This is a genomic window from Natronorubrum marinum (assembly GCF_052040125.1).
Lineage (GTDB): Archaea > Halobacteriota > Halobacteria > Halobacteriales > Natrialbaceae > Natronorubrum.
The window spans coordinates 1,146,348-1,165,187 of sequence record NZ_JBPPFV010000002.1; the positions used below are offsets into that span (position 1 = coordinate 1,146,348).

Genomic DNA, 18,840 nt, shown 5'->3' on the forward strand with positions numbered 1-18,840 from the left:
TACGCGCCGGCGGTCGCAGAGTGAGATACGCGATGGCGATGGATTCGGAGTCGAGCACGGACGCCCCTCGAGAGTCGAATCCATCCGTCGACGACGCGATGCCGGAACGGGCGCCGGATAACAACGAGGTTACGTTCGGCTGGGAAGGGATCCGCGCCGGCTTTCTCACCGGGATTCCGATCGCGATCGGCGTCGGCGGCTACGGGATCGCCTTCGGCGTGCTGGCCAACCAGGCCGGGCTGAGCGTCGCGGAAGCGGCCCTGATGAGCGCGACGGTGCTGGCCGGGGCCTCCCAGATCATCGCCGTCGAACTCTGGGCGGACCCGATTCCGGTCGCCGCAATCGTCGCCACGACGTTCGCGGTCAACCTCCGGTACTCGCTGATGGGCGCGGCGCTCCAGCCCTGGTTTCGCCACCTCTCGCCGCCACAGATCTACGGAAGCCTCGTGATGATGGCCGACGAGAACTGGGCGCTGACGATGCGCGAGCTGAAAACCGGCAGCGGCCGCGGCGCGTTCCTGCTCGGGAGCGGGATCGTACTCTGGCTGTTCTGGGTCGGTTCGACGGTTCTGGGCGTCCTCGCGGGCGAATCGGTCGGCGATCCGGACCAGTACGGCTTCGACTTCATCCTCGCCGCCGTGTTCGTCGCCCTCGCGTCCGAACTCTGGGAGGGACGATCGACGCTGGTGCCGTGGCTCGTCGCGCTGGGGACGAGCGTCGTCGCCGCAAACGTGCTCCCTGGGCGGTGGTACATCCTGATCGGCGGACTGGCCGCGGCCGCGGTCGAGGTGATGCGACACGATGGTTGAGCTACTGTCGCTCGACCCGCTCGTCGTCGGCGTCATCCTCGCGATGGCCGTCGTCACGGTGATCGCGAAAGTCGGCGGCATCTGGCTCGTCCGTCGATTCGACGTGAGCGAACGAGTCGAGGCCGGACTCGATATCCTGCCGGGTGCGATCGTGATCGCCGTCCTCAGCCCGGAGCTCGCGGCCGGCGGTCCTGCCGAGTGGGCCGCCGCGGGGGTCGTCCTCGCCGTGATGTGGCGAACCGAGAACATCCTGCTGGCGCTGTGTGCGGGCGTCCTCGCCGTGGTGGTGTTCAGAGCGGTCGTCTGAATGCGCGCGATCGCTCGTCGTCCCGCGTCTCGCCGAGTATCGCCGCCGGGTCGGATTTATCTGGATCGCTCTCGAAAGACGGCTATGGGAACGCAGGTCGAACGATCTTTTCGCGGCATCTCCGAACGGCTCGCCGTTCGGTATCTGACGAATTTGGGCGGCGAGCAGGTCGCCGACGATACCGTCGTGGGCGACGACTGGACGGCGACGCTCTCCTCGGAACCGGTCGCCATCGGCCCGTCGTTGACGCTCACCGAAGTGACGGTCGTCTTCGAGGGGACGGAGAACCGAAGCGATGGTGACGGCGAGAGCGACGGGACCGAAGCCGATCCTCTCGAGCCGCTGATCGAAGAGTTCGCCCAGAAGGCGATGCGAGCGGGGGGTTGATGGTCGGCGACCCGATCGAGGGACAGGTGCTCGTACTGACGGCCGCGAAGGCGAGCGTGCCGCCGGAGCGACTGCCAACGCTCGTGGATCGGGCACAGGCGCTGCTGGGGCCGTCCCACGAGCGGTACCGTCGCGAGTACGAACGCTGCTACGCTGACGAGAATCTCGAGGTGTTTCTGGTGGAGTGGGGCCACTGGGACGAACTCGGCGACGATCTCGACCTGAACGGGCGCGAGCGGTCGGCGGTCCGTCGCGCACACGAGGAACAGCTGCTGCGGATCGGTCGCCGAACCGGGCAGGAGGCGGCGTTCGAGTCCGCACTCGAGATCAGAGAACCGGTCTGTATCGGAACCGGCGACGACCGCGACGGTCGGACGGGAAACTGACCGCAGCCGAGGACTCGAGCGCGATTCGACGACGATGGCAACTATAAAGACCGTGTTCCTCCTTGCTCGAGACACTGAGACGATGGCTATCGATCAGGAGACCGAAATGAGCGACGCGGAGATCGACGACTTCCTCGGTCAGCACGAGACGGGGGTGCTCTCGCTCGCGCGCACCGACGATCCCTACGCGATTCCGATTTCGTACGGGTACGACGGCGACGAGCGCGAGTTCTATATGCGGCTGGTGTCGACGCCGGAGAGCGAGAAACGACAGTTCCTCGAGTCCTCACCGGGGGCGCGGCTCGTCGTCTACGACGAGGTAGAGTCGACCTACCGGAGCGTCATCGCCACGGGGAGCTTAGAAAACATCCCGCCGGCGGAGCTGACGCCCGAACAGATCACCCAGTACGGCGACGCGAAGCGCCCGCTGTTCGAAATCTGGGCACAGGGGAAGAAAGACCTCGATATCGAACTTTACCGACTCGAGCCGGAGTCGCTCAGCGGGCGGCGAACTGACGTCGACCGCGAGGAGTAACGAAGCGAGTCGTAGCCATCGAGGATCGACCGGTCAGTTCGACTGTTGCTCGGCGGCGAAATCCGCTGCCGTGACGTCGCTCCCACAAACCGGACAGCCGTGTTCTAACGTGGCCTCGCGCATCTCCTCGTTGACCTCGATCGCTTGGCCGCAGTCGGGACAGGTAAATTCGTATCTGCTCATGTAGGGGTCGGTAGTCGTCTGAGTCGTGCGTTGTCTACGTTCATAGCTGTGCGTCCACTATATATAGGGTTGCGGTTCACCGCAGACTCGCAGTCGGTTCCGAGGGGTTTTCATCGATGCGGAGGCCGTCGGGTCGATGTTCAGTCATCGTACTCGAGGATCGCGTCGAGGAGTTTCGTCTGTGCGGCCGCGAGGTGTTCGGTGAACGTCGTGCTCGTAATCTCGAGCGCCTCGGCGACCTCGCCGGCGTTGGCCCGTTTGGGGTGTTCGAAGTAGCCCATCCGGTGGGCCGTCTCGAGGACCTCTAACTGCCGCGCGGTCAGCGTGCTCCGGTCGACGAAGACGAGGTTCGTCTCGGCGTGGTCCTGCTGGGACTGGAGCAGTCGCTGGACGTCGAGGTTCGAGAACTGCGCCTTGAGGTCGCCGATGATCGCCTGCAACCCTTCCATATCCGGCGCGTGGAAAGTGAGGAAGAGTGCGGACCCCCGCGTTCGGACGTCGACCACGGGCGAGTCGTGGCGCTCGATCCACTCGCAGGGACAGCCGCGACCGAGCTCGCGACCGAATCGGTACACCTCGCTCGTGCCGTAGGAGAAGATCGACGTCAGTTCGACATCGGCGTCGAACGCGTCGGGGTACTCCTCGGCTTCGAGCATGAACTCCTCGGAGACGCGCTCCGGCGCGTCCGGACTCGTGCTCTTCGAGACGGACTGAACGTTGCCGTTCGCCGCTTCGGCGGCCTGCGTGACGACGCAGCCGGCCGGATCGTCTATCTTGATCTCCGCGCGAATCCCCGAGGGCATCGTGTGCGGATGGGGCTGGCTGCCCCCTAAACCCTGCGTCCGTGCCCGTTCGATGGGAACCCGCCGTTCGACCCCCGAGCAAACGGACTCGAGACCGCCTCGAACGTCCGAGTTGCGCCACCCCATATAAAGCACCCTGTATTTAGTGGGGCCCAATTGGAGGGTGGCCGGCCGTTACTACAGAGTGAAGACAATGTCCGCTACGAACCCCACCACGAAGCGAGGATGGCCAGCAACCGACGACGCGGTCGACGCCGGCGCGGTGCTCGGCGCGCTGGACGACGACGCCTGCCGAGCCATCCTCGAGGCGACGAGCGAGGAGTCGTTGACCGCAACCGAGCTCTCCGAGCAGTGTGAGATTCCGATGTCGACGGCCTACCGGAAGGTGGAGAAGCTGACCGAGGCCGACCTCGTCGAGGAGCGGGTCCGAATCAACACCTCCGGCAAGCACGCGACGGAGTACCGCAAGTGCTTCGACGACGTCCTCGTCTCGGTCGACGGCGGCGACATCGCGATCGAGATGACGAAACCCGACACCGATACCGACGCCAGCGCACCCTACGCCGTCGCCGACGACTGATCGTCTCGACGCATCCGCGAGCCACCGCTCGAGATGATCGTAGCGGACGGCCGATCCGGTTCAGCCAGTCCGATCCGCTCGAGCGACCCTCTCTACTCCGTTTTCGTTCGTTTCGACGACATCGTTCGTCCTCGATTCCGACGATCGACAGCCGTAGCGACGGTGCCGCGTCAGTCGGTACGCGCGTCGCGTTCCTCGTCGATCATCGCGAGACATCGGTCCGGGACGGCCGAGACGACGTGATCGGGAGCGCGCTCGAGGAGCCACTCGCCCGCGCTCGCGAGCGGTTTTCTGATCAGCGTGTAGCCGGTCGAGACGACGAGCAGCGCGACCACAGTCGTTTGGATCGCGCCGTCGAAGACGAACTGCGCGAGGAGATCCACCTCCCGCCGGTGCTCGTTCCGAGTTTCGTCGTGCTCTTCGTGCTCTCCTTCGGCGTCTTCTGGGAGATCGGCGAGTTCGCCCAGGACATCGTCGCCGATTACGCCGGCATCCAGATGCCCCTGGCCCAACACGGCCTCGACGACACGATGACCGACATCGTCTTCAACACGATCGGTGCCATCGTCGTCGCTGCGTGGGGGCTGCCGTACCTCACGGACCTCACCGACGCCGTGACGGATCGGCTCGAGGGCTGGCGCCTGCTCGAGGACGACTCGTCGTCCGCCTCGAGCGAGTCGGAGACGACGGACTGAGCGGGAGCGGGTCGCACAAAAAACGAAGCGGTGACCCGACTCCGAGACGGGGTCGAGGACCCCCTCAGTCGTCCGCCGGCGCGGGCGAGTCGCCCACCGAGACGCCCGTTCCCGGCCCGAGATCGATGCCGAGTTCCTCGAGTTTCTCGTCCGGCACGACGCCGTCGACCCAGCCGCGGTGGTCGTAGTACTCCGCTTTCATCTCCTCGAGTTCGCAGTACTCGCCCTCGCTTGCGCCCTGTCCGCGGATGCCGTCCTCGAGGAATCGCGCGGGCAGCGAGTCGTCGTCGCCGTCGAAGCCGACGAGGTTGTTGTAGTAGCGCTCGAGGTTGTAGATCCGCTCGCCGGCCTCGAGGAGGTCCTCCTCACCGACGTCCAGTCCGGTCATGCCGTTGTACTGGAGGACGTACTCCTCGATGCCCTCCGCGAAGGCGTTGAACTTGCAGATGTCGAACGAGTCGCTGATGGCGTGGAGATCCTGGAAGGCGGCGGTGAGTTCGCCCTTGCCTTCGTACTCGTAGGGATCGACCTTCTCCGGAATGCCCAAGATTTCGGCGGCGGGGGTGTAGCCCCGCAGGTGGCAAGCCCCGCGGTTCGAGGTGGCGTAGCCGATGCCCATCCCCTTCATGCAGCGGGGGTCGTAAGCCGCGATGGTCTGGCCCTTGACGGCCAGCGAGTTCTCGTGGGCGTCTCTCGCCTCGGCGACCCGGCGCGGCCCTTCGGCCAGCAGATCCGCGAGGTCGGTCTCGCGGTGGGCGATCTGTTCGAGCATGTCGATCATCGTCTCGGTATCGCCCCAGTCGAGTTCGCCGACGCCCTCGAGTTTGCCCTCCTCGGTCATCTCCATCGCCATCGCCATCATGTTCCCCGCGTCGATGGTGTCGAGACCCATGTCGTTACAGCGGTCAAGCATGAGCGCGATGGCGTCGCGGTCGGTGTGACCGGAGTTTGGCCCGAGCGCGTAGGCCGACTCGTACTCGTAGGACTCCGTGCGGACGTTCATCTCCTCGCCCTTGTGCATCGCCGTCACCTCGACTTCCTTCTTACAGGCGACCGGACAGGAGTGACAGGTCGGTTCGTCGACGAGGATGTTCTCGCGGACGTTCTCCCCGGAGACGCGCTCGGCGTCGATATCGACACCCTCCGCGTCGCGCATGGCTTCGGTCGAGGTGTACCGGCCGTTCTTCGTCGGCAGGCCGTCCATCTCCTCGCCGATGTTCATCAGGACGTTCGTCCCGTACATCGAGAGGCCGCCCTCGTTCGGCGCGGTGACGTCGGACTCCGTGATGGCCTGCATGGCCTGCTGGTGACCTTCCTTGAACGTCTCCGGATCCGCCGGCTGGGGCATCCGGGTGTTGGATTTGACGACGATGGCCTTGAGGTTCTTCGATCCCATCACACAGCCCGTGCCGCCGCGACCCGAGGCCCGGTCGTCCTCGTTCATGATGCAGGCGTACTTGACGCCGTTCTCGCCGCCGGGACCGATCCCCATAACGCTGAGGTTCTTCCCGTAGGAGCCGTCTACTTCCTCCTCGAGTGCGTCGCGGGTGTCGTGAAACCCCTCGCCCCAGAGGTGGGAAGCGTCTCGCAGTTCGATCTCGCCGTCCTCGACGACGGCGTAGACGGGCTCGTCGGCTTCGCCCTCGAACAGCAGGCCGTCGAAGCCGGCCCACTTGAGCCGCGCGCCGGACCAGCCGCCGTGGTGGCTGTCGGTGACGGTACCGGTCAGCGGCGATTTGGTACAAACGGCGATCCGGCCGCTCATCGTCACCTGCGTGCCCGACAGCGGCCCGTTCATAAAGGCAAGCAGGTTGTCGGGACCGAGCGGGTCGACGTCTACCCCTTGTTCGAAGACGTACTTTACGCCGAGCCCCCGTGCGCCGATGTACTTCTTCGCGTCCTCCTCGTCGATCGATTCGTACGCGACCTCCCCGTCCGAAAGATCCACACGGGCGACCCTATCTTGAAATCCGCCGAGTTCAGTCATGATAACTCCTCACCGTTCACTTCGACGCCTATGCTGTTAGTCGTTCTCACCCAATCGTAACCAAAGTACGTTACGTTCCGTATTCGATCTGATCACGGCTAGGTGAGAGAGTCAGTCAACGCGTGTTGAATGACTGTCTGACTACTGGCGAGCAAATACTGCCAGATCGTAACTGATGGTGGTCTCGAGTCGGTTCCGAAACGAGACGAAACTGGGGACTCGAGACGGCGGCCGCTACAGGAGGAGCGCGACGATCGCGAGGATGATGAAGATCAGCACGAAGATGCGGGCGATCTCCATCGAGATCCCGGCGACGCCGCGAGCGCCGACCGCCGCGGCGACGATCGCGAGCACGAAGAAGATTAGCGCCCAGTACAGGAAGCCGCCGCCGCCCATCTGCAGCGGTACCGACGTTGCGATATCGAACATAGCGGTGCTATCACGACCTGATAAATAAACCTCGGCGACCGTCCAGATCCCTAAGTCCCGACTACAGTCGGGTAAGCCTGGCATTCAGCCTGCGGTATCAACCCGAGAGTTGACCCTCGTCGAAGAGCGCCCGACAGAGTTTCGCTTCGGCCGTCCGCAGGTGTTCGTGGAACGTCGGCCGCGAAACGCCCATCGTCTGGGCGAGTTCCTCGCCGGTCGTCGGTCGGGGCCACTCGAAGTAGCCGCTGAGATACGCGCGCTGTAACGCGGCGAACTGTCGATCGGTGAGGTCTCGTTCGAGTCGCGCCGCGAACTCCTGGCGCGTCTCCGGGTCGCGATCGCGCTGCTGGAACGAGACGACGTCGGTCCCCTCGTACCGATCCTCGATGGCTTCGACGACCGAACGGACGTTCGCCGAGCGGGGGATTTCGAGCGTGAGACGTGCCCGACCGGCCTCGCTCTCGATCGCCTCGGTGCGGACGCCGCGCTCGGAGAGCCAGCCGACGAGGTCGTCCCCGCCCGCGAGTTCGATCAGACACTCCGACTCGCGCTCGACGACGACCCGGCAGTCGAGGCCGGCGTCGGCCGCGGCCGTCTCGAGGGCCTCCCCGGTCGCGTCGGGGCCGGTGACGGTGAACAGCGACATCGTCTCGTCGTCGGTGCGGTGGACCGAGCGACGGTACTCGAGTCGACAGTCCGCCGCCGCGGAGACGGCGACGGGGGCGAGCGACCGATCGGTGAGCGTGAGTTCGACGGCGACGACCGCATCGGTTTCGAGAACGCGGCTGGTCTCGCGAGCGTTGACGCCGCTCGCGACCGCGCGGGCCAGCGCGGAGAGGATCACCGTTTCGCGGTCGTCGACCGGCCGATCCCGGTCGGTTCGAACGGTGAGGACGCCGTACTCGATGCCGTTGTACGACAGGGGGAACGACGCGTGAGTCGTTCCCTCGAGCGTTCCCGTAGCCGCCTCGGTCTCGGCGAGCGCGGTGGCTGCGGGGTGGCCGCCGGCGGTCGTGACGTCCGACGTGTCGCCACACTCGCCGGCGCTCGCTCGGACGTCGATCGTCCCCGTCGCGGGGTTTCGCTCGCCGATCCACGCGCCGTCGTAGCCCGTCTCCGCGGCGATTCGCTCGCAGACATCCATCTCGAGCCCGGAGCGATCGGTCGCACCGGCGACGACGTCCGTCACGTCCTGAATCAATCCCTCGATCCGCTCGAGGAGGTACTCGAGCTCCTCGGTCCGGGTCTCGAGCGCGAGTTCGGCCTCCTTCCGGGCCGTGACGTCGTTCTGGAACCCGACGTAGTGGGTAACCGTTCCCGTCTCGTCGCGGACGGGAGCGATCGTGACCTCGTTCCAGAACTCGGTGCCGTCCTCGCGGTAGTTCTTCAGTTCGACGGTGACGGGGCGCTCCGCGTCGATGGCCGCCGCCATCTCCGCGATGGTCTCCTCGCTGGAGTCCTCGCCCTGCAAGAATCGGCAGTTGCGCCCGATAACGTCGTCGTACTTGTAGCCGGTAATCTCCTCGTAGGCGTCGTTGACGTAAACGAGCGGGTTGTCCTCGCGGTCCGGATCCGAGATAGTGATCCCGACCGGCGCCTCGTTGATCGCCCGATCCTTGACCGCGTAGTCGCTCTCGGCCGGCGAGGAGGGCTCGTCGGCGTCCCCGGTCGCCGGCTCGAACATGATCGTCGCGCGCTCCGTCGAGCGATGAATGCGCGCGTCGTAGCGAACGGGGGCAGTCTCGTCGGCGCGGTCGTCGTCGATTTCGAGCGTCACGCGACGAACCGTACCGGCCGTCGTCTCGTGGATCTCGTCCTCGAGTCGCGGCCACGACGGAAACACGGTCGCCGCCTCCCACTCGCTCGCGCCGGTTTCGCGCGTGTCGGCGACCAGTCCGAACGCGTCTCGCGCCGCGCCGTTGGCGTACGTGATCGTCCCACTCGTGACGGCAACGACGGGATCGACGACCGTCTCGAGCGCTACGGCTGCCGGTGTGGCCCGTCCCCCGCCACCGTACTCCGCATCGGCGTTCTCCATACACGTCCTTCGAGCGGGAACGCCTAAGAACCTCGGTGATGGGCGAACGGTTTACTCGACGAACAGGTACCCCCGAATGTTATGGTGTGCCGTGACATAGTGTAACACATGTCTGCGTACAGATCACCGTTCGAACAACTCCGAGCGAAATTCGACGATTCGAACCCAGAATGTCCGGCGTGTGGGTACCACGACAACGACGGGAGTTGGCGTGTCACGACCACTGGAAGCCGCGTCACCTACCAGTTCGTCTGTCCGACCTGCGACGCGATCGAGACACGGGAGATGCGTCTGTAACGGGTCCGATTCCAGCGACGATCGTCTCCTGATTCGATGGGGCAGCGCTTCATCGCCGCGTTGGTCGTTTCACACGAGAATCTCCCGTTGACTCCAACCGTCCGGGAGAGCTCCAGTGTGACGATCACGGTCGAGTCACAACCGCTCTCGTACCCGGAGCGACCCGGCCCGATCGTCTTCTACTCGGTATCCGATACCGACTTCTCGGCGTTCGAATCCCTACTCGAGACCGATCACACGGTGGCCGAGTGGGAGGTGGCGATGGAGTTTACGGATTGCCGCATCTATCAGATCTACGTGAGTTCGGACGCCAAGTTCATGACCCCCGAAATAGCCGCCCTCGGGCTGCAGGTGCCCTCGATTCGAAACACCGATCGCGGGTGGCAGTTCCGACTGCTGGCCCCGAACAGGGAGCGCCTCGGCGACTACTGGCAGTACTGCCGCGAGGAGGGCGTCCAGTTCCACTTCGAGAAACTGTACAGCACCGGTCCTCAAGCGGGCCCCGCGACCGGGGACGGCCTCGAGTCCCCCGCTCGAGAGCGGGACGGACCACGACCCCAGACGAAGGCGCTTTAGGCGCTGGGCTGCTTGCCCCTGATAATGAGTAAACCCACGCCCGACGTCTACGAGCAGGGCAAGGGCATGGACGCCCACAATCAGGTCATGCGGGAGATTCGCTCGCGCAAGGAGGCGAGCTACGACCCCCACGAGCCGACCCGCGTCTGGCTCGACGAGGACAACACCCCCGGCGGCGTCAAGACGAGTCTGACGATCATTCTCAACACCGGCGGCTGCCGCTGGGCCCGCGCCGGCGGCTGTACGATGTGCGGCTACGTCGCCGAGAGCGTCGATGGCGGCAGCGTCTCCCACGAGGCGCTGATGGACCAGATCGACATCTGTCTCGCACACGAAGCCGAGAACGCCGACGAGCCCGCCGACCTCATCAAAATCTACACCTCCGGCTCCTTTCTCGACGAGCGCGAAGTCGGCGCCGAGACCCGGAAAGCGATCGGCGAAACCTTCGCGGATCGGGAGCGCATCGTCCTCGAGTCCCTCCCCGACTTCGTCGACCGCGAGAAGATCGCCGACTTCGCGGGCCACGGCATCGACACGGACATCGCGATCGGCCTCGAGACGGCGACCGACCGCGTCCGCCACGACTGCGTGAACAAGTATTTCGACTTCGCGGATTTCGAGGACGCCTGCGCGGAAGCCGCTGCGGCCGACGAAGCGGCGGGAAGCGACGCCGACGCGGGGATCAAGGCTTACCTGCTGATGAAGCCGCCGTTTCTCACGGAGTCCGAAGCGGTCGAAGACATGATCTCCTCCATCGAGCGCTGTGCCGACGTCTCCGGCTGTCACACCGTTTCGATGAACCCGTGTAACGTCCAGCGGTACACGATGGTCGACGAACTCTACTTCAACGACGGCTACCGGCCGCCGTGGCTCTGGTCGGTGGCTCACGTCCTCGAGGAGACCGCAGATATCGACGCCATCGTCGTCTCCGACCCCGTCGGTCACGGCTCCGATCGCGGGCCGCACAACTGCACGGAGTGTGACGACCTCGTCCAGAAGGCGATCAAGGACTTCGACCTCCGACAGGACCCCAGCGTCTTCGAACAGGTTTCCTGCGAGTGTGAACTGACCTGGAAGACCGTTATGGAGCGCGAACGAAGTTTCAATCAGCCGCTGACTCGATAACGACGACGCCCCACGATCTCACCGACCCAGAACCCGATCCGACGCGTCTCGCTTCGTTCTCGACTCGTCAATCGCCGGTCGCCGTACTGTCACCCGTCGACTGGACGAGTTCGGTGTCGGCCTGTGGAACCTCGATCCTGACGACGGTTCCTCGCGGTTCGTTCGACTCGAATGAGAGTTGACCGCCCGACTGGGTGACGACGAGGTTGACCAGCCAGAGACCGAGCCCGCTGGTGTGGCGGAGTTGCGTGATCTCCCGGTCGCCCTGGAGCAGTTCGCGCTCTTCGTCTGGCATCCCGGGACCGTCGTCGGCGACGGAGATCGCCAGCATCCCGTTGTCCGTCCGGTCGCAGACCGAGATGTCGATCGTCGGCGACGACGTGTCGTTGTGCTCGACGGCGTTCTCGAGGATCTGGAACAGCGCCGTCTGGAGCGACTCGTCGGTCCGCGCGAACGTTCGATCGGGGATCGAACTGGTGAGTTCGACGTCGGGATAGGCGCTCTCGAGTCGCGCGGTCGCCTCGGCGACGGCGTTAGCGACGTCGATCGGTCCCGCGGTCATCGATTCGCGCTCGAGGACGCGTTCGACGGCGCGGGTTTGCTCGGCGAGTCCGATGAGTTCGCCCGCTCGCTCCTGGATCGTCGTCGCGTACTCGACGTCGTCGTCGTCGACGGCCTCGGCGAGCATTTCCGCACAGCCGTCGATGATGTTCATCCCGTTTCGCATGTCGTGTCGCAGCACGCGGTTCAGGATTTCGACGCGTTTCTGGCGTTGTTTCCGATCGGTGATGTCGGTGTAGACGCCGAACGTACCGCTCGAAGACTCGTTCATCTCGACGGGAACGGCTCGGAGCATGAAATCGCGCAAGCCGTCGACGGTTCGACGTTTGACCTCCGCCTCGACGATTTCACCCCGACTGCTGCGTTGCGTGATCGCTTCGGCTTCGGATTTCCTGTCGGCGGGGACGATAAACTGGTGTAACGGTTCGTCGACGAGCGACGACTCCTCGTACCCGAAGACGTGTTCGAACGCCGGGTTGACCGATTCGACGATCGTGTCACCGTCGGTCTGGCGTGCGCTGACGACGGCGTCGGGAACGTTCTCGAAGAGTGCGGCGAATCGGTCGCGCTCGGTCCGGAGCTGTTCCTCGAACGTGAGTCGCTCGAGCGCGTCGGTCACATGAGAGAGCAGCAGCTCCGCCAGATCCTCGTCCTCTTGCGTGAACGCACCGACCTCGGTCGAGACCGTCTGGAAGACGCCCCAGCCGTTGATCGGCACCGACACCACCGAGCGAAACTCCTCGGCCCCCGGCTCGGCGGCGGGAACCGATTGGATGTCGTCGAATCGGTAGGTCTCTCCGGTTCGGTAGGTCATGCCGGCGATCCCCTCGTCCACGCCGATACGCCGGTGAAAGTCGCCGTCGAGCGACGACGTGACGGCTTCCTTGACGAGGTAGTCTCCCTCGGCGCGGTCGACGACGCAGACGTCGAACTCGAGGACGTCCGCGGCCGCCTCGACGGTGAGTTCGGCGATCTCCACCGTGCTCTCGCAGTCGTCGAGCCGCGAGGCAACCTCGTGCAGTCGCTCGATCTTCGCTTTGTGGTCGACGAGTTCCCGTTCCATGCGTTTACGCTCGCTGACGTCGCGGACGACCCCAGCAGAGCCCTCGAGGACGCCGTCGTCCTGGAGCAGCGTCATACTGACTTCACACGGGACGCGGTCGCCGTCGCGCGTCACCAGCGTGATCTCGTAGGTCGCGACTCGATGCTCGTCGGCCGAGACGAGCGCCCGAATCCGCTTGCGGCCGCGTTCGACGCTCTCGTCGGTGAGGGCCGTCGAGACGTGTTCGCCGACGAGTTCGTCTCGGTCGTAGCCCGTCGCCTCGGTCAATCTATCGTTGACCGTGATGAAGACGCCGTCCCTGTCGAGCGCGTAGACGCTGTCGCCGATCGTTTCGACGATCGTTTTCGTCTGCTCGAGTTCCCGATCGCGCACCGCACGATCGAGCGCCGCTTCGGCCGTTGCGGCGAGGACGTGAACGAGGTGAATCTCGGTGAGTTCGAGTTCGTCGTCACCGGAGGAGGCGACGGACAACAACCCGTGATCGCCGAGCGGGTGGACGATGGCGTTCCCGAACCCGATATCGATGTCGTAGGGAACGTTCTCTCGCGAGGCGTCGTCGAGGATGACCGGGTCGCCGTCGCTGTAGGTCTGCCAGAGGGTGTCGTTCCCGGGGCTGATTCTGGTGATATCGCCGGTATTAGACTTGAGATCTGACGTTCCCGCGACGAGTTCGAGCGTCCCACTATCGTCGTCGTAGAAGCGGAGCGCGGCGAGCGACCGATCGAGGATGTGCTCGGTCGCGTCCATCACGATCGACGCGATTTCGTCGACCGACTCGGCACGCATCAGTTCGTGTGTCGTCTCCTGAAGCGCCTCGAGGGCGTTCGCGCGTTTGCGCTCGGCGGTGACGTCCTGGGTGAACGAGCGGATCCCGACGACGTCTCCGTCGTCGAATATCGGCGCAGTGTACCACTCACAGGTGAGTTGCGAGCCGTCCTTGCAGACGTTTTGTGAGGTCTGCCAGCCGCCGTTGGCGGGGCCGTCCCCGGCGAGCAACTGGTTCCAGTGGTCGGCCACCATTTCTCGGTCCGATTCAGGAACGAGCAACTCGAGCCCGTGTTCGCCGTGAGCGTCCGTCGCCGTGTAGCCGAACAGCGCCGTTGCAGCGGGGTTCCAGGACGCGACCTCGAACTCGAGGGTCCACTCGATGATCGCGAACGGCGACTGTTCGACGAGCAGCGGAAGCCGATCCGCGGAGTCCGTCTCCGGGACGTTCGTCGCCGGCGCATCGGGGGTGATCGTCGGTGTCGCGGCGTCGGCGTCCGTCTCGAGTGTGGCGTAACCGCCGGGATGGGCGCGGCTGTCGGCGTCGGAACGGGTAGGGGACGCGGCGTCCGCGTCAGTCGTAGTCTCCGACCGCTCGAGCAAGTCCCCAATTCGTGCGATGAGGAGGTCGACTCCCTCCGACTGCGGAACGTAACCGTCCACACCGGCGGCGATCAACTCGCCGGCGAGCGCTTCGCTCCCGCCGGCGGGAAAGACCACGATAGGGGTAGCAGGACTGTGCTCTCTGAATCGCACACAGCAGTCGACGAGGTCAGTATCGGGTACGTCCGACGTCAGAACGACGCAATCGGCACTCGAGAGCTGTGCAAAACAGCCGGCCGCAGTTTCGACGACGGTGACACTCTTCGCGACGTCGCGGAGCCCCTGAACGACGTCGTCGCTCGCAGCGGGGTCGGCGTACACGAGACGCGTATCTGATTCCATACACCCATCCCCTCCAACAGGGTTCGTGCTCGTCAAGGAACCGCCACGTAATTACTCTTCAACTCGACTCAGAAACTGAGTCGTCGGACAGCCGGTCCGAATCGTCCCGAGAGTTCGCAAGAGAGAACGTTTCAGTCAGCTATTCGACGCCAGCCGCGACCGTTTCGAAGCCGCGAAGGATCCCCTGCCCGTCGGTGCCGCCGACGTCGGGCAGCGTCGCCCGTTCGGGATGGGGCATCAACACCGCGACGTGCTCGCGCTCGCCGAGGACGCCCGCGACGTTGTGTTTCGAGCCGTTCGGGTTCGCGTCCGGCCCAGTCTCGCCGTCTTCGTCGCAGTAGCGAAAGAGGACTCGCCCCTCGTCCTCGAGTTCGGCCAACCGATCGTCGTCGACCTCGTAGCGCCCCTCACCGTGGGCGATGGGCACCTCGATAACGTCGCCGGTCTCGTAGGCCGCAGTCCAGGGCGTGTCGTCGCGCTCGACGCGGAGGAAGACGTGTTCACACTGGAAGCGGGCGCTTTCGTTCGTCGTGAACGCCCCCTCGGTCAGCCCCGACTCGCAGCCGACCTGCGCGCCGTTGCAGACGCCGAGGACGGGCGTGCCGTCGGCCGCCGCCTCGCGGACTTCGTTCATGATCGGCGACCGCGCCGCCATCGCGCCGGCGCGCAGGTAGTCGCCGTAGGAGAAGCCGCCAGGCAGGACGATTCCGGACGTCTCCGCGGGCAGGCCGTCCTCGTGCCAGACGATCTCGGCGTCGATTCCGAGGTGCGCGAGGGCGCGCTCGGCGTCCCGATCGCAGTTCGAGCCGCCGAATCTGATGATCGAAACCGTCACAGTCGCCACCCCGCGGCGTTGCGACCGGCGGTTTCGATCAGTGAAAGCGAAACGGTCATCTACCGCTCGTCGACCTCCACGTCGTAGTCGTGGATGGTCGGGTTCGCCAGCAGGCGTTCGGCCATCTCGCTCGCGCGCTCGCTCGCGGCGTCGGCCGACTCGGCCTCGAGGTCGACCTCGAAACGGTCCGCCGAGCGCAGCCCCTCGAGATCGAAGCCCAGGCGCTCGAGGGCCTGTTTCGTGGTTTCGGCCTCGGGGTCGAGCACGCCGTGTTTGAGTCGAACGGTCACCGTCGCGGTGTAGGCGGTCATCACCTGAAACCCCGTAACCGTGCTCAAAAACGCTTTCGGGTTTGCGCTGTGATACACGTTCGTGAATATTTCGGCGGAACGGGCCGACGGCGCGGCGGTTCGACGGTCGATGGACAGTCAGACGTCCGTTCGAGCGACTCTGACCGCGAGAAAGAGCGCGGCGGAGACCAGTCCGACGACGGCGGCGCCGACGAACGGCACCGCGTAGCCGCCGAACTGATCGATTCCTAGACCGACGCCGTAGGGGACGAGGGTACCGGCGACGGCGAATCCGATGGCCGTCACGCCGAACAGCGTGCTGAGGTCTCCCGTCCCGAAGAGGTTCGCGAGCAGCGGGGACATGAGCGCGGCGGTCCCGCCGTAGCCGAAGCCGAAGATGCCGGAGAGCACGAGCACGGACGCGGACGTCGGAACGGCGACGAGCAGCAGCAATGGGACGCACATCAGGACGACGCAGACGGCCATCATCCGATCCGTTCCGATGGCGTCGGCGGCCCAGCCGGCGGTGAACTTGGCGACGACGTTCATGCCGCCGACGACGCTGAGCGCGATGACGCCGATCCGTCGGGTCACGCCGGCCGCGTCGGCGAAGTCGACGAGGTAGACCAGGACGGCGTTGGCCGGAACGAACATCAACAGCATGGCTGCGAATACGACGCCGAACAGCGGCGTCTTCACCGTCGAGAGCGCCGTATCGATCTGTGCGCGCATCGAGCGCAGTTCGCCGCCGTCGGCCGTCGGGGGCACCTCGAACTCGTCGGTGGTGTCGGCGCCGACCGCGGACGGTCGGTCCGCGAGCAGGACGACGGCGATGACGAGCGCGACGAAGAACATGGCCGCGAGGGCGAGGTAGGTTCCCTGCCAGCCGAGCGTGCCGATGAGCACCTCCACGAACGGCGGCATCGCGAGGATTCCGACGCCCCACCCCGACACGGCGACGCCGGTCGCCAGGCTTCGACGCCGCTCGAACCACCGCGGCGGCGTCGTGTACGCGACAACGAACGTGATTCCCATCCCCGCCGCGGCGACGACGCTGTAGGAGGCGAGCACCCAGTAGAACGACGGCGACTGACTCGCGCCGAGCAGTCCGACACAGATCAGCGCCGCGGCGAGGACCAGCAGTCGCTGCAGTCCGTAGCGGTCGATCGCGAACCCGAGTACGGCGGCCCCGCTGAACGTGACGAGCGACTGGATGCTGAACACCAACGAGGTGTTCGCGTAGCTCTGATCGAATGCCTCGAGAACCGGGCTGAGAAAGACGCTGAAGGAGAACATCGTCCCGGCCGTCATCAGCGACAGGGCGAAACAGCCGACGACGACGAACCACCCGTAGTAGACGTCTGACTCGAGAAGTCGAGCCTGTAGCGGGTTGGTGGCAGTTGACATACGGTACGGTTCCGGGTTCGGACAATAGTCGTCCACGAACCGTACAATTTTGCCGCTTGTTTCGATTTTCGAGGGGGGATTTCGTCAGTTCGACATCCTCAGTTCGTCAGGCCGGAACGCGAGACCGACGCTCCGCGACGGCACGCGTGATCCGATCGGCCGCTCGCCGTGCACCGGCGATATTGCCAGCGAACGGGCCGACGGTGCCGGCCGCCAGCGCGCCCGTGACGAACAGTGGCGACCGATCACCGCCGGACTCGCCCCACGCGAGCGTCTCGTCGTCCAGTACCGGCATACCGCGGTAGCCGCGCTCGAGGTCGAGGTCGGTCGCGATGCGGTCGACGAACGGATGCTCGAAGACGGGGGCGAAGCCCGTCGCCAGGACACCGCGCTCCGCGGAGAGACAGCCGCCGTCCTCGAGCAGGAGGCGAACCCGACCGTCGACTGCGCGGGCGGAGCGAACGTCGCCGTAGCGGATCGACAGCGAGCCGTCGTCGACGGCCGTCTCGAGGCGCTCGAGGAGCGTCGGCGGGACCGTCGCGTCGTTGCGCGCCTCGCGGATGGTTTCGTATCTCTCGCGCGAGCCGGGCGGGTGTCGGTGGAGGTGACGACCGATGTGATTCCAGTTGATCCATCGGGGGGCGGCCTCGATGGCTGCCGCCTCGAAGTCGCGTCTCGCACAGAGCGTGACCGGTTCGCGCTCGCGTTCGGCGAGACAGGTCGCGAGCTGGGCAGCCGTGATCCCGCCGCCGACGACGACAGTGTCGTCGGCAGGCGTCTCGGGGTCGAAGCCGTCCCAAACGTGGGTGAGCGCGTCGACGCCGGCGGCCCACGGCGGGGTCCGGTACCGGCCACCGTGACCGATCGCCAGCACACAGGTTTGGGTCCGAAGGCGAGAATCGGCCGTCTCGAGGACGAGCGAGTCCGTCCCGTCCGCTGATCGTCGAATCGACTCGACGGCCGCCCGTCGATGAAGTGCCTCGAGGTCGGCGCGGTCGATCACGTACTCCGCGTAGTCGAGAAACAGCGACAGCGTCGGCCGGCGCGGATAGCCGGGCGTCGGCCGAAGTTCGTCCGTCCGGTCCCGTCCCTCGGCGAAGCTCTCGAGACCGAACGGCTCGGTGCCGACGTGGTGGACGAACGTCGACCGCAGTTCGTCCATCTCGCACGCGCGGGCCTTCTGCCGGAACGACTCGAGCAGTCGGGCGTGTGGATCGACGATCAGGAGGTCGTCGCGTTCGAGGTCGGTCTCCTCGAGCAGTCGCTGACAGCAGTACGTGCCGTGGATCCCGCCGCCGACGATGACACACTCGAGCATCGAGAGACGGTATGCCGAGTTATTACTTTACTCCTCCGTATTATTAATAGCTGCTATCGGTGATTGGTGTATTGCTACTCACGAGAGGACTGCGACGATCGGTTCCGGGGGCTGAATTCGGCATCTCGCCCCGGAGGGGGACTTTTTGTGTTCCTTCACGAACACGATCGTATGACCGAAAGCCGACCACTCGTTCGAGGACTCACGCCGTCGGTAGCCGTCGTCATCGTCGCCGTACTGGCGACGTTCGTCGCGCTCATGGTAATCAACTCCTCGGTCGCGATTATTCTGGCATTCGTCGGCCTGCTGTTCGGCGGCGACCTGCTCAGGGAACTCGCCGAGGCGGTCGACGGCGAGCTATCCGACGCGGAGTTCGAGCGTCGGCTCGCGGGGCTCCTCGAGACGGAGACGGTCGCGGACGTCGAACGCTACCTCGAGGAGGGCACCGCGACGCCATCCGCGCAGGAAGCCGAAACCGAGGCCGACCGCGAACTCGAGCGCTCGTCGGGATCGTAGTTG

22 protein-coding genes are annotated in these 18,840 nt (G+C 65.3%); 11 read left to right on the top strand and 11 right to left on the bottom strand.

Annotation, left to right across the window (positions count from 1 at the left end; all coding sequences use genetic code 11):
- The first annotated feature begins 32 nt into the window (after window positions 1-32).
- From ACSFC5_RS15380 to ACSFC5_RS15400, 5 genes are all read left to right on the top strand, one after another.
- Window positions 33-809, top strand: coding sequence for an AzlC family ABC transporter permease (locus tag ACSFC5_RS15380; RefSeq protein ID WP_440766116.1), 777 nt, complete (start codon window positions 33-35; stop codon window positions 807-809).
- Window positions 802-1,116 carry an AzlD family protein gene (locus tag ACSFC5_RS15385; protein WP_440766117.1) on the top strand — a complete coding sequence of 105 codons (315 nt, stop codon included), beginning with the start codon at window positions 802-804 and terminating at the stop codon, window positions 1,114-1,116. The genes ACSFC5_RS15380 and ACSFC5_RS15385 overlap by 8 nt, the downstream gene beginning before the upstream one ends.
- Window positions 1,117-1,200: 84 nt before the next feature.
- A complete protein-coding gene (locus ACSFC5_RS15390) occupies window positions 1,201-1,503 on the top strand; it encodes a MoaD-like domain-containing protein (protein WP_440766118.1) in 303 nt (100 codons plus the stop codon).
- Window positions 1,503-1,889, top strand: coding sequence for a DUF8048 family protein (locus ACSFC5_RS15395; RefSeq protein ID WP_440766119.1), 387 nt, complete (start codon window positions 1,503-1,505; stop codon window positions 1,887-1,889). Before ACSFC5_RS15390 ends, ACSFC5_RS15395 begins: the two co-directional genes overlap by 1 nt.
- An 82-nt stretch (window positions 1,890-1,971) precedes the next feature.
- The gene (locus tag ACSFC5_RS15400) at window positions 1,972-2,424 is read left to right on the top strand and encodes a pyridoxamine 5'-phosphate oxidase family protein (RefSeq protein WP_440766312.1); all 453 of its coding nucleotides are present in this window, start codon (window positions 1,972-1,974) and stop codon (window positions 2,422-2,424) included.
- Between the two features lie 33 nt (window positions 2,425-2,457).
- Here the strand turns inward: ACSFC5_RS15400 and ACSFC5_RS15405 are convergent, their stop codons facing one another.
- Complete coding sequence (locus ACSFC5_RS15405) at window positions 2,458-2,607, bottom strand: DUF7560 family zinc ribbon protein (RefSeq protein WP_440766120.1); 150 nt, start codon at window positions 2,605-2,607, stop codon at window positions 2,458-2,460.
- Window positions 2,608-2,747: 140 nt separating this feature from the next.
- Entirely contained in the window at window positions 2,748-3,410 is a 663-nt protein-coding gene (locus tag ACSFC5_RS15410; protein WP_440766313.1) for a helix-turn-helix domain-containing protein, read from the bottom strand.
- Window positions 3,411-3,603: 193 nt separating this feature from the next.
- Here ACSFC5_RS15410 and ACSFC5_RS15415 point away from each other — a divergent pair, with 193 nt between their 5' ends.
- Window positions 3,604-3,990 (top strand): helix-turn-helix domain-containing protein, encoded by a 387-nt coding sequence (locus ACSFC5_RS15415; protein WP_440766121.1) that lies wholly within the window; start codon window positions 3,604-3,606, stop codon window positions 3,988-3,990.
- 170 nt (window positions 3,991-4,160) lie between these two features.
- On the opposite strand, the gene ACSFC5_RS15420 is transcribed toward ACSFC5_RS15415, so the two are convergent.
- Window positions 4,161-4,325: a hypothetical protein gene (locus ACSFC5_RS15420; RefSeq protein WP_440766122.1), complete on the bottom strand. Its 165-nt coding sequence runs from the start codon at window positions 4,323-4,325 to the stop codon at window positions 4,161-4,163.
- A 6-nt stretch (window positions 4,326-4,331) separates the two neighbouring features.
- Here ACSFC5_RS15420 and ACSFC5_RS15425 point away from each other — a divergent pair, with 6 nt between their 5' ends.
- A complete protein-coding gene (locus ACSFC5_RS15425) occupies window positions 4,332-4,685 on the top strand; it encodes a DUF2238 domain-containing protein (protein WP_440766123.1) in 354 nt (117 codons plus the stop codon).
- Window positions 4,686-4,749: 64 nt separating this feature from the next.
- Here the strand turns inward: ACSFC5_RS15425 and ACSFC5_RS15430 are convergent, their stop codons facing one another.
- The 3 genes from ACSFC5_RS15430 to ACSFC5_RS15440 form a co-directional block, all read right to left on the bottom strand.
- Window positions 4,750-6,672: an aldehyde ferredoxin oxidoreductase family protein gene (locus tag ACSFC5_RS15430; protein WP_440766124.1), complete on the bottom strand. Its 1,923-nt coding sequence runs from the start codon at window positions 6,670-6,672 to the stop codon at window positions 4,750-4,752.
- A 234-nt stretch (window positions 6,673-6,906) separates the two neighbouring features.
- Window positions 6,907-7,101: a DUF1328 family protein gene (locus ACSFC5_RS15435; RefSeq protein ID WP_436347311.1), complete on the bottom strand. Its 195-nt coding sequence runs from the start codon at window positions 7,099-7,101 to the stop codon at window positions 6,907-6,909.
- A gap of 97 nt (window positions 7,102-7,198) precedes the next feature.
- Entirely contained in the window at window positions 7,199-9,139 is a 1,941-nt protein-coding gene (locus tag ACSFC5_RS15440) for a bacterio-opsin activator domain-containing protein (RefSeq protein ID WP_440766125.1), read from the bottom strand.
- 108 nt (window positions 9,140-9,247) lie between these two features.
- Here ACSFC5_RS15440 and ACSFC5_RS15445 point away from each other — a divergent pair, with 108 nt between their 5' ends.
- The 3 genes from ACSFC5_RS15445 (at window position 9,248) to ACSFC5_RS15455 (ending at window position 11,137) form a co-directional block, all read left to right on the top strand.
- Window positions 9,248-9,436 (top strand): HVO_0649 family zinc finger protein, encoded by a 189-nt coding sequence (locus tag ACSFC5_RS15445; RefSeq protein ID WP_440766126.1) that lies wholly within the window; start codon window positions 9,248-9,250, stop codon window positions 9,434-9,436.
- A 117-nt stretch (window positions 9,437-9,553) separates the two neighbouring features.
- Window positions 9,554-10,012 (top strand): hypothetical protein, encoded by a 459-nt coding sequence (locus ACSFC5_RS15450; RefSeq protein ID WP_440766127.1) that lies wholly within the window; start codon window positions 9,554-9,556, stop codon window positions 10,010-10,012.
- A 24-nt stretch (window positions 10,013-10,036) separates the two neighbouring features.
- The gene (locus ACSFC5_RS15455; protein ID WP_440766128.1) at window positions 10,037-11,137 is read left to right on the top strand and encodes an archaeosine biosynthesis radical SAM protein RaSEA; all 1,101 of its coding nucleotides are present in this window, start codon (window positions 10,037-10,039) and stop codon (window positions 11,135-11,137) included.
- 67 nt (window positions 11,138-11,204) lie between these two features.
- Here ACSFC5_RS15455 and ACSFC5_RS15460 read toward each other — a convergent pair whose 3' ends face one another.
- The 5 genes from ACSFC5_RS15460 to ACSFC5_RS15480 form a co-directional block, all read right to left on the bottom strand.
- The gene (locus ACSFC5_RS15460) at window positions 11,205-14,471 is read right to left on the bottom strand and encodes a PAS domain S-box protein (protein WP_440766129.1); all 3,267 of its coding nucleotides are present in this window, start codon (window positions 14,469-14,471) and stop codon (window positions 11,205-11,207) included.
- Between the two features lie 139 nt (window positions 14,472-14,610).
- Window positions 14,611-15,306 carry a phosphoribosylformylglycinamidine synthase I gene (gene purQ / locus ACSFC5_RS15465; RefSeq protein ID WP_440766130.1) on the bottom strand — a complete coding sequence of 232 codons (696 nt, stop codon included), beginning with the start codon at window positions 15,304-15,306 and terminating at the stop codon, window positions 14,611-14,613.
- Between the two features lie 59 nt (window positions 15,307-15,365).
- Window positions 15,366-15,617, bottom strand: a complete 252-nt coding sequence (gene purS / locus ACSFC5_RS15470; RefSeq protein WP_006088971.1) for a phosphoribosylformylglycinamidine synthase subunit PurS — start codon at window positions 15,615-15,617, stop codon at window positions 15,366-15,368.
- Window positions 15,618-15,734: 117 nt separating this feature from the next.
- On the bottom strand, window positions 15,735-17,003 hold the full coding sequence (locus ACSFC5_RS15475) for an MFS transporter (RefSeq protein ID WP_440766131.1): 1,269 nt from the start codon (window positions 17,001-17,003) through the stop codon (window positions 15,735-15,737).
- Window positions 17,004-17,109: 106 nt separating this feature from the next.
- Window positions 17,110-18,321: an FAD/NAD(P)-binding protein gene (locus ACSFC5_RS15480; RefSeq protein WP_440766132.1), complete on the bottom strand. Its 1,212-nt coding sequence runs from the start codon at window positions 18,319-18,321 to the stop codon at window positions 17,110-17,112.
- A 171-nt stretch (window positions 18,322-18,492) separates the two neighbouring features.
- On the opposite strand from ACSFC5_RS15480, the gene ACSFC5_RS15485 reads away from it, so the two are divergent.
- The gene (locus ACSFC5_RS15485; RefSeq protein WP_440766133.1) at window positions 18,493-18,837 is read left to right on the top strand and encodes an SHOCT domain-containing protein; all 345 of its coding nucleotides are present in this window, start codon (window positions 18,493-18,495) and stop codon (window positions 18,835-18,837) included.
- Window positions 18,838-18,840: the final 3 nt, after the last annotated feature.

Bases quoted from the DNA above. Each gene is read 5' to 3' on its own strand.
- ACSFC5_RS15430 (WP_440766124.1), bottom strand. From the start codon at position 6,672: ATGACTGAACTCGGCGGATTTCAAGATAGGGTCGCCCGTGTGGATCTT.
- ACSFC5_RS15475 (WP_440766131.1), bottom strand. From the start codon at position 17,003: ATGTCAACTGCCACCAACCCGCTACAGGCTCGACTTCTCGAGTCAGAC.
- ACSFC5_RS15400 (WP_440766312.1), top strand. From the start codon at position 1,972: ATGGCTATCGATCAGGAGACCGAAATGAGCGACGCGGAGATCGACGAC.
- ACSFC5_RS15455 (WP_440766128.1), top strand. From the start codon at position 10,037: ATGAGTAAACCCACGCCCGACGTCTACGAGCAGGGCAAGGGCATGGAC.
- ACSFC5_RS15485 (WP_440766133.1), top strand. From the start codon at position 18,493: ATGACCGAAAGCCGACCACTCGTTCGAGGACTCACGCCGTCGGTAGCC.
- ACSFC5_RS15385 (WP_440766117.1), top strand. From the start codon at position 802: ATGGTTGAGCTACTGTCGCTCGACCCGCTCGTCGTCGGCGTCATCCTC.
- ACSFC5_RS15435 (WP_436347311.1), bottom strand. From the start codon at position 7,101: ATGTTCGATATCGCAACGTCGGTACCGCTGCAGATGGGCGGCGGCGGC.
- ACSFC5_RS15445 (WP_440766126.1), top strand. From the start codon at position 9,248: ATGTCTGCGTACAGATCACCGTTCGAACAACTCCGAGCGAAATTCGAC.
- purS (WP_006088971.1), bottom strand. From the start codon at position 15,617: ATGACCGCCTACACCGCGACGGTGACCGTTCGACTCAAACACGGCGTG.
- ACSFC5_RS15410 (WP_440766313.1), bottom strand. From the start codon at position 3,410: ATGCCCTCGGGGATTCGCGCGGAGATCAAGATAGACGATCCGGCCGGC.
- ACSFC5_RS15395 (WP_440766119.1), top strand. From the start codon at position 1,503: ATGGTCGGCGACCCGATCGAGGGACAGGTGCTCGTACTGACGGCCGCG.
- ACSFC5_RS15415 (WP_440766121.1), top strand. From the start codon at position 3,604: ATGTCCGCTACGAACCCCACCACGAAGCGAGGATGGCCAGCAACCGAC.
- ACSFC5_RS15460 (WP_440766129.1), bottom strand. From the start codon at position 14,471: ATGGAATCAGATACGCGTCTCGTGTACGCCGACCCCGCTGCGAGCGAC.
- ACSFC5_RS15440 (WP_440766125.1), bottom strand. From the start codon at position 9,139: ATGGAGAACGCCGATGCGGAGTACGGTGGCGGGGGACGGGCCACACCG.
- ACSFC5_RS15405 (WP_440766120.1), bottom strand. From the start codon at position 2,607: ATGAGCAGATACGAATTTACCTGTCCCGACTGCGGCCAAGCGATCGAG.
- ACSFC5_RS15480 (WP_440766132.1), bottom strand. From the start codon at position 18,321: ATGCTCGAGTGTGTCATCGTCGGCGGCGGGATCCACGGCACGTACTGC.
- ACSFC5_RS15390 (WP_440766118.1), top strand. From the start codon at position 1,201: ATGGGAACGCAGGTCGAACGATCTTTTCGCGGCATCTCCGAACGGCTC.
- ACSFC5_RS15380 (WP_440766116.1), top strand. From the start codon at position 33: ATGGCGATGGATTCGGAGTCGAGCACGGACGCCCCTCGAGAGTCGAAT.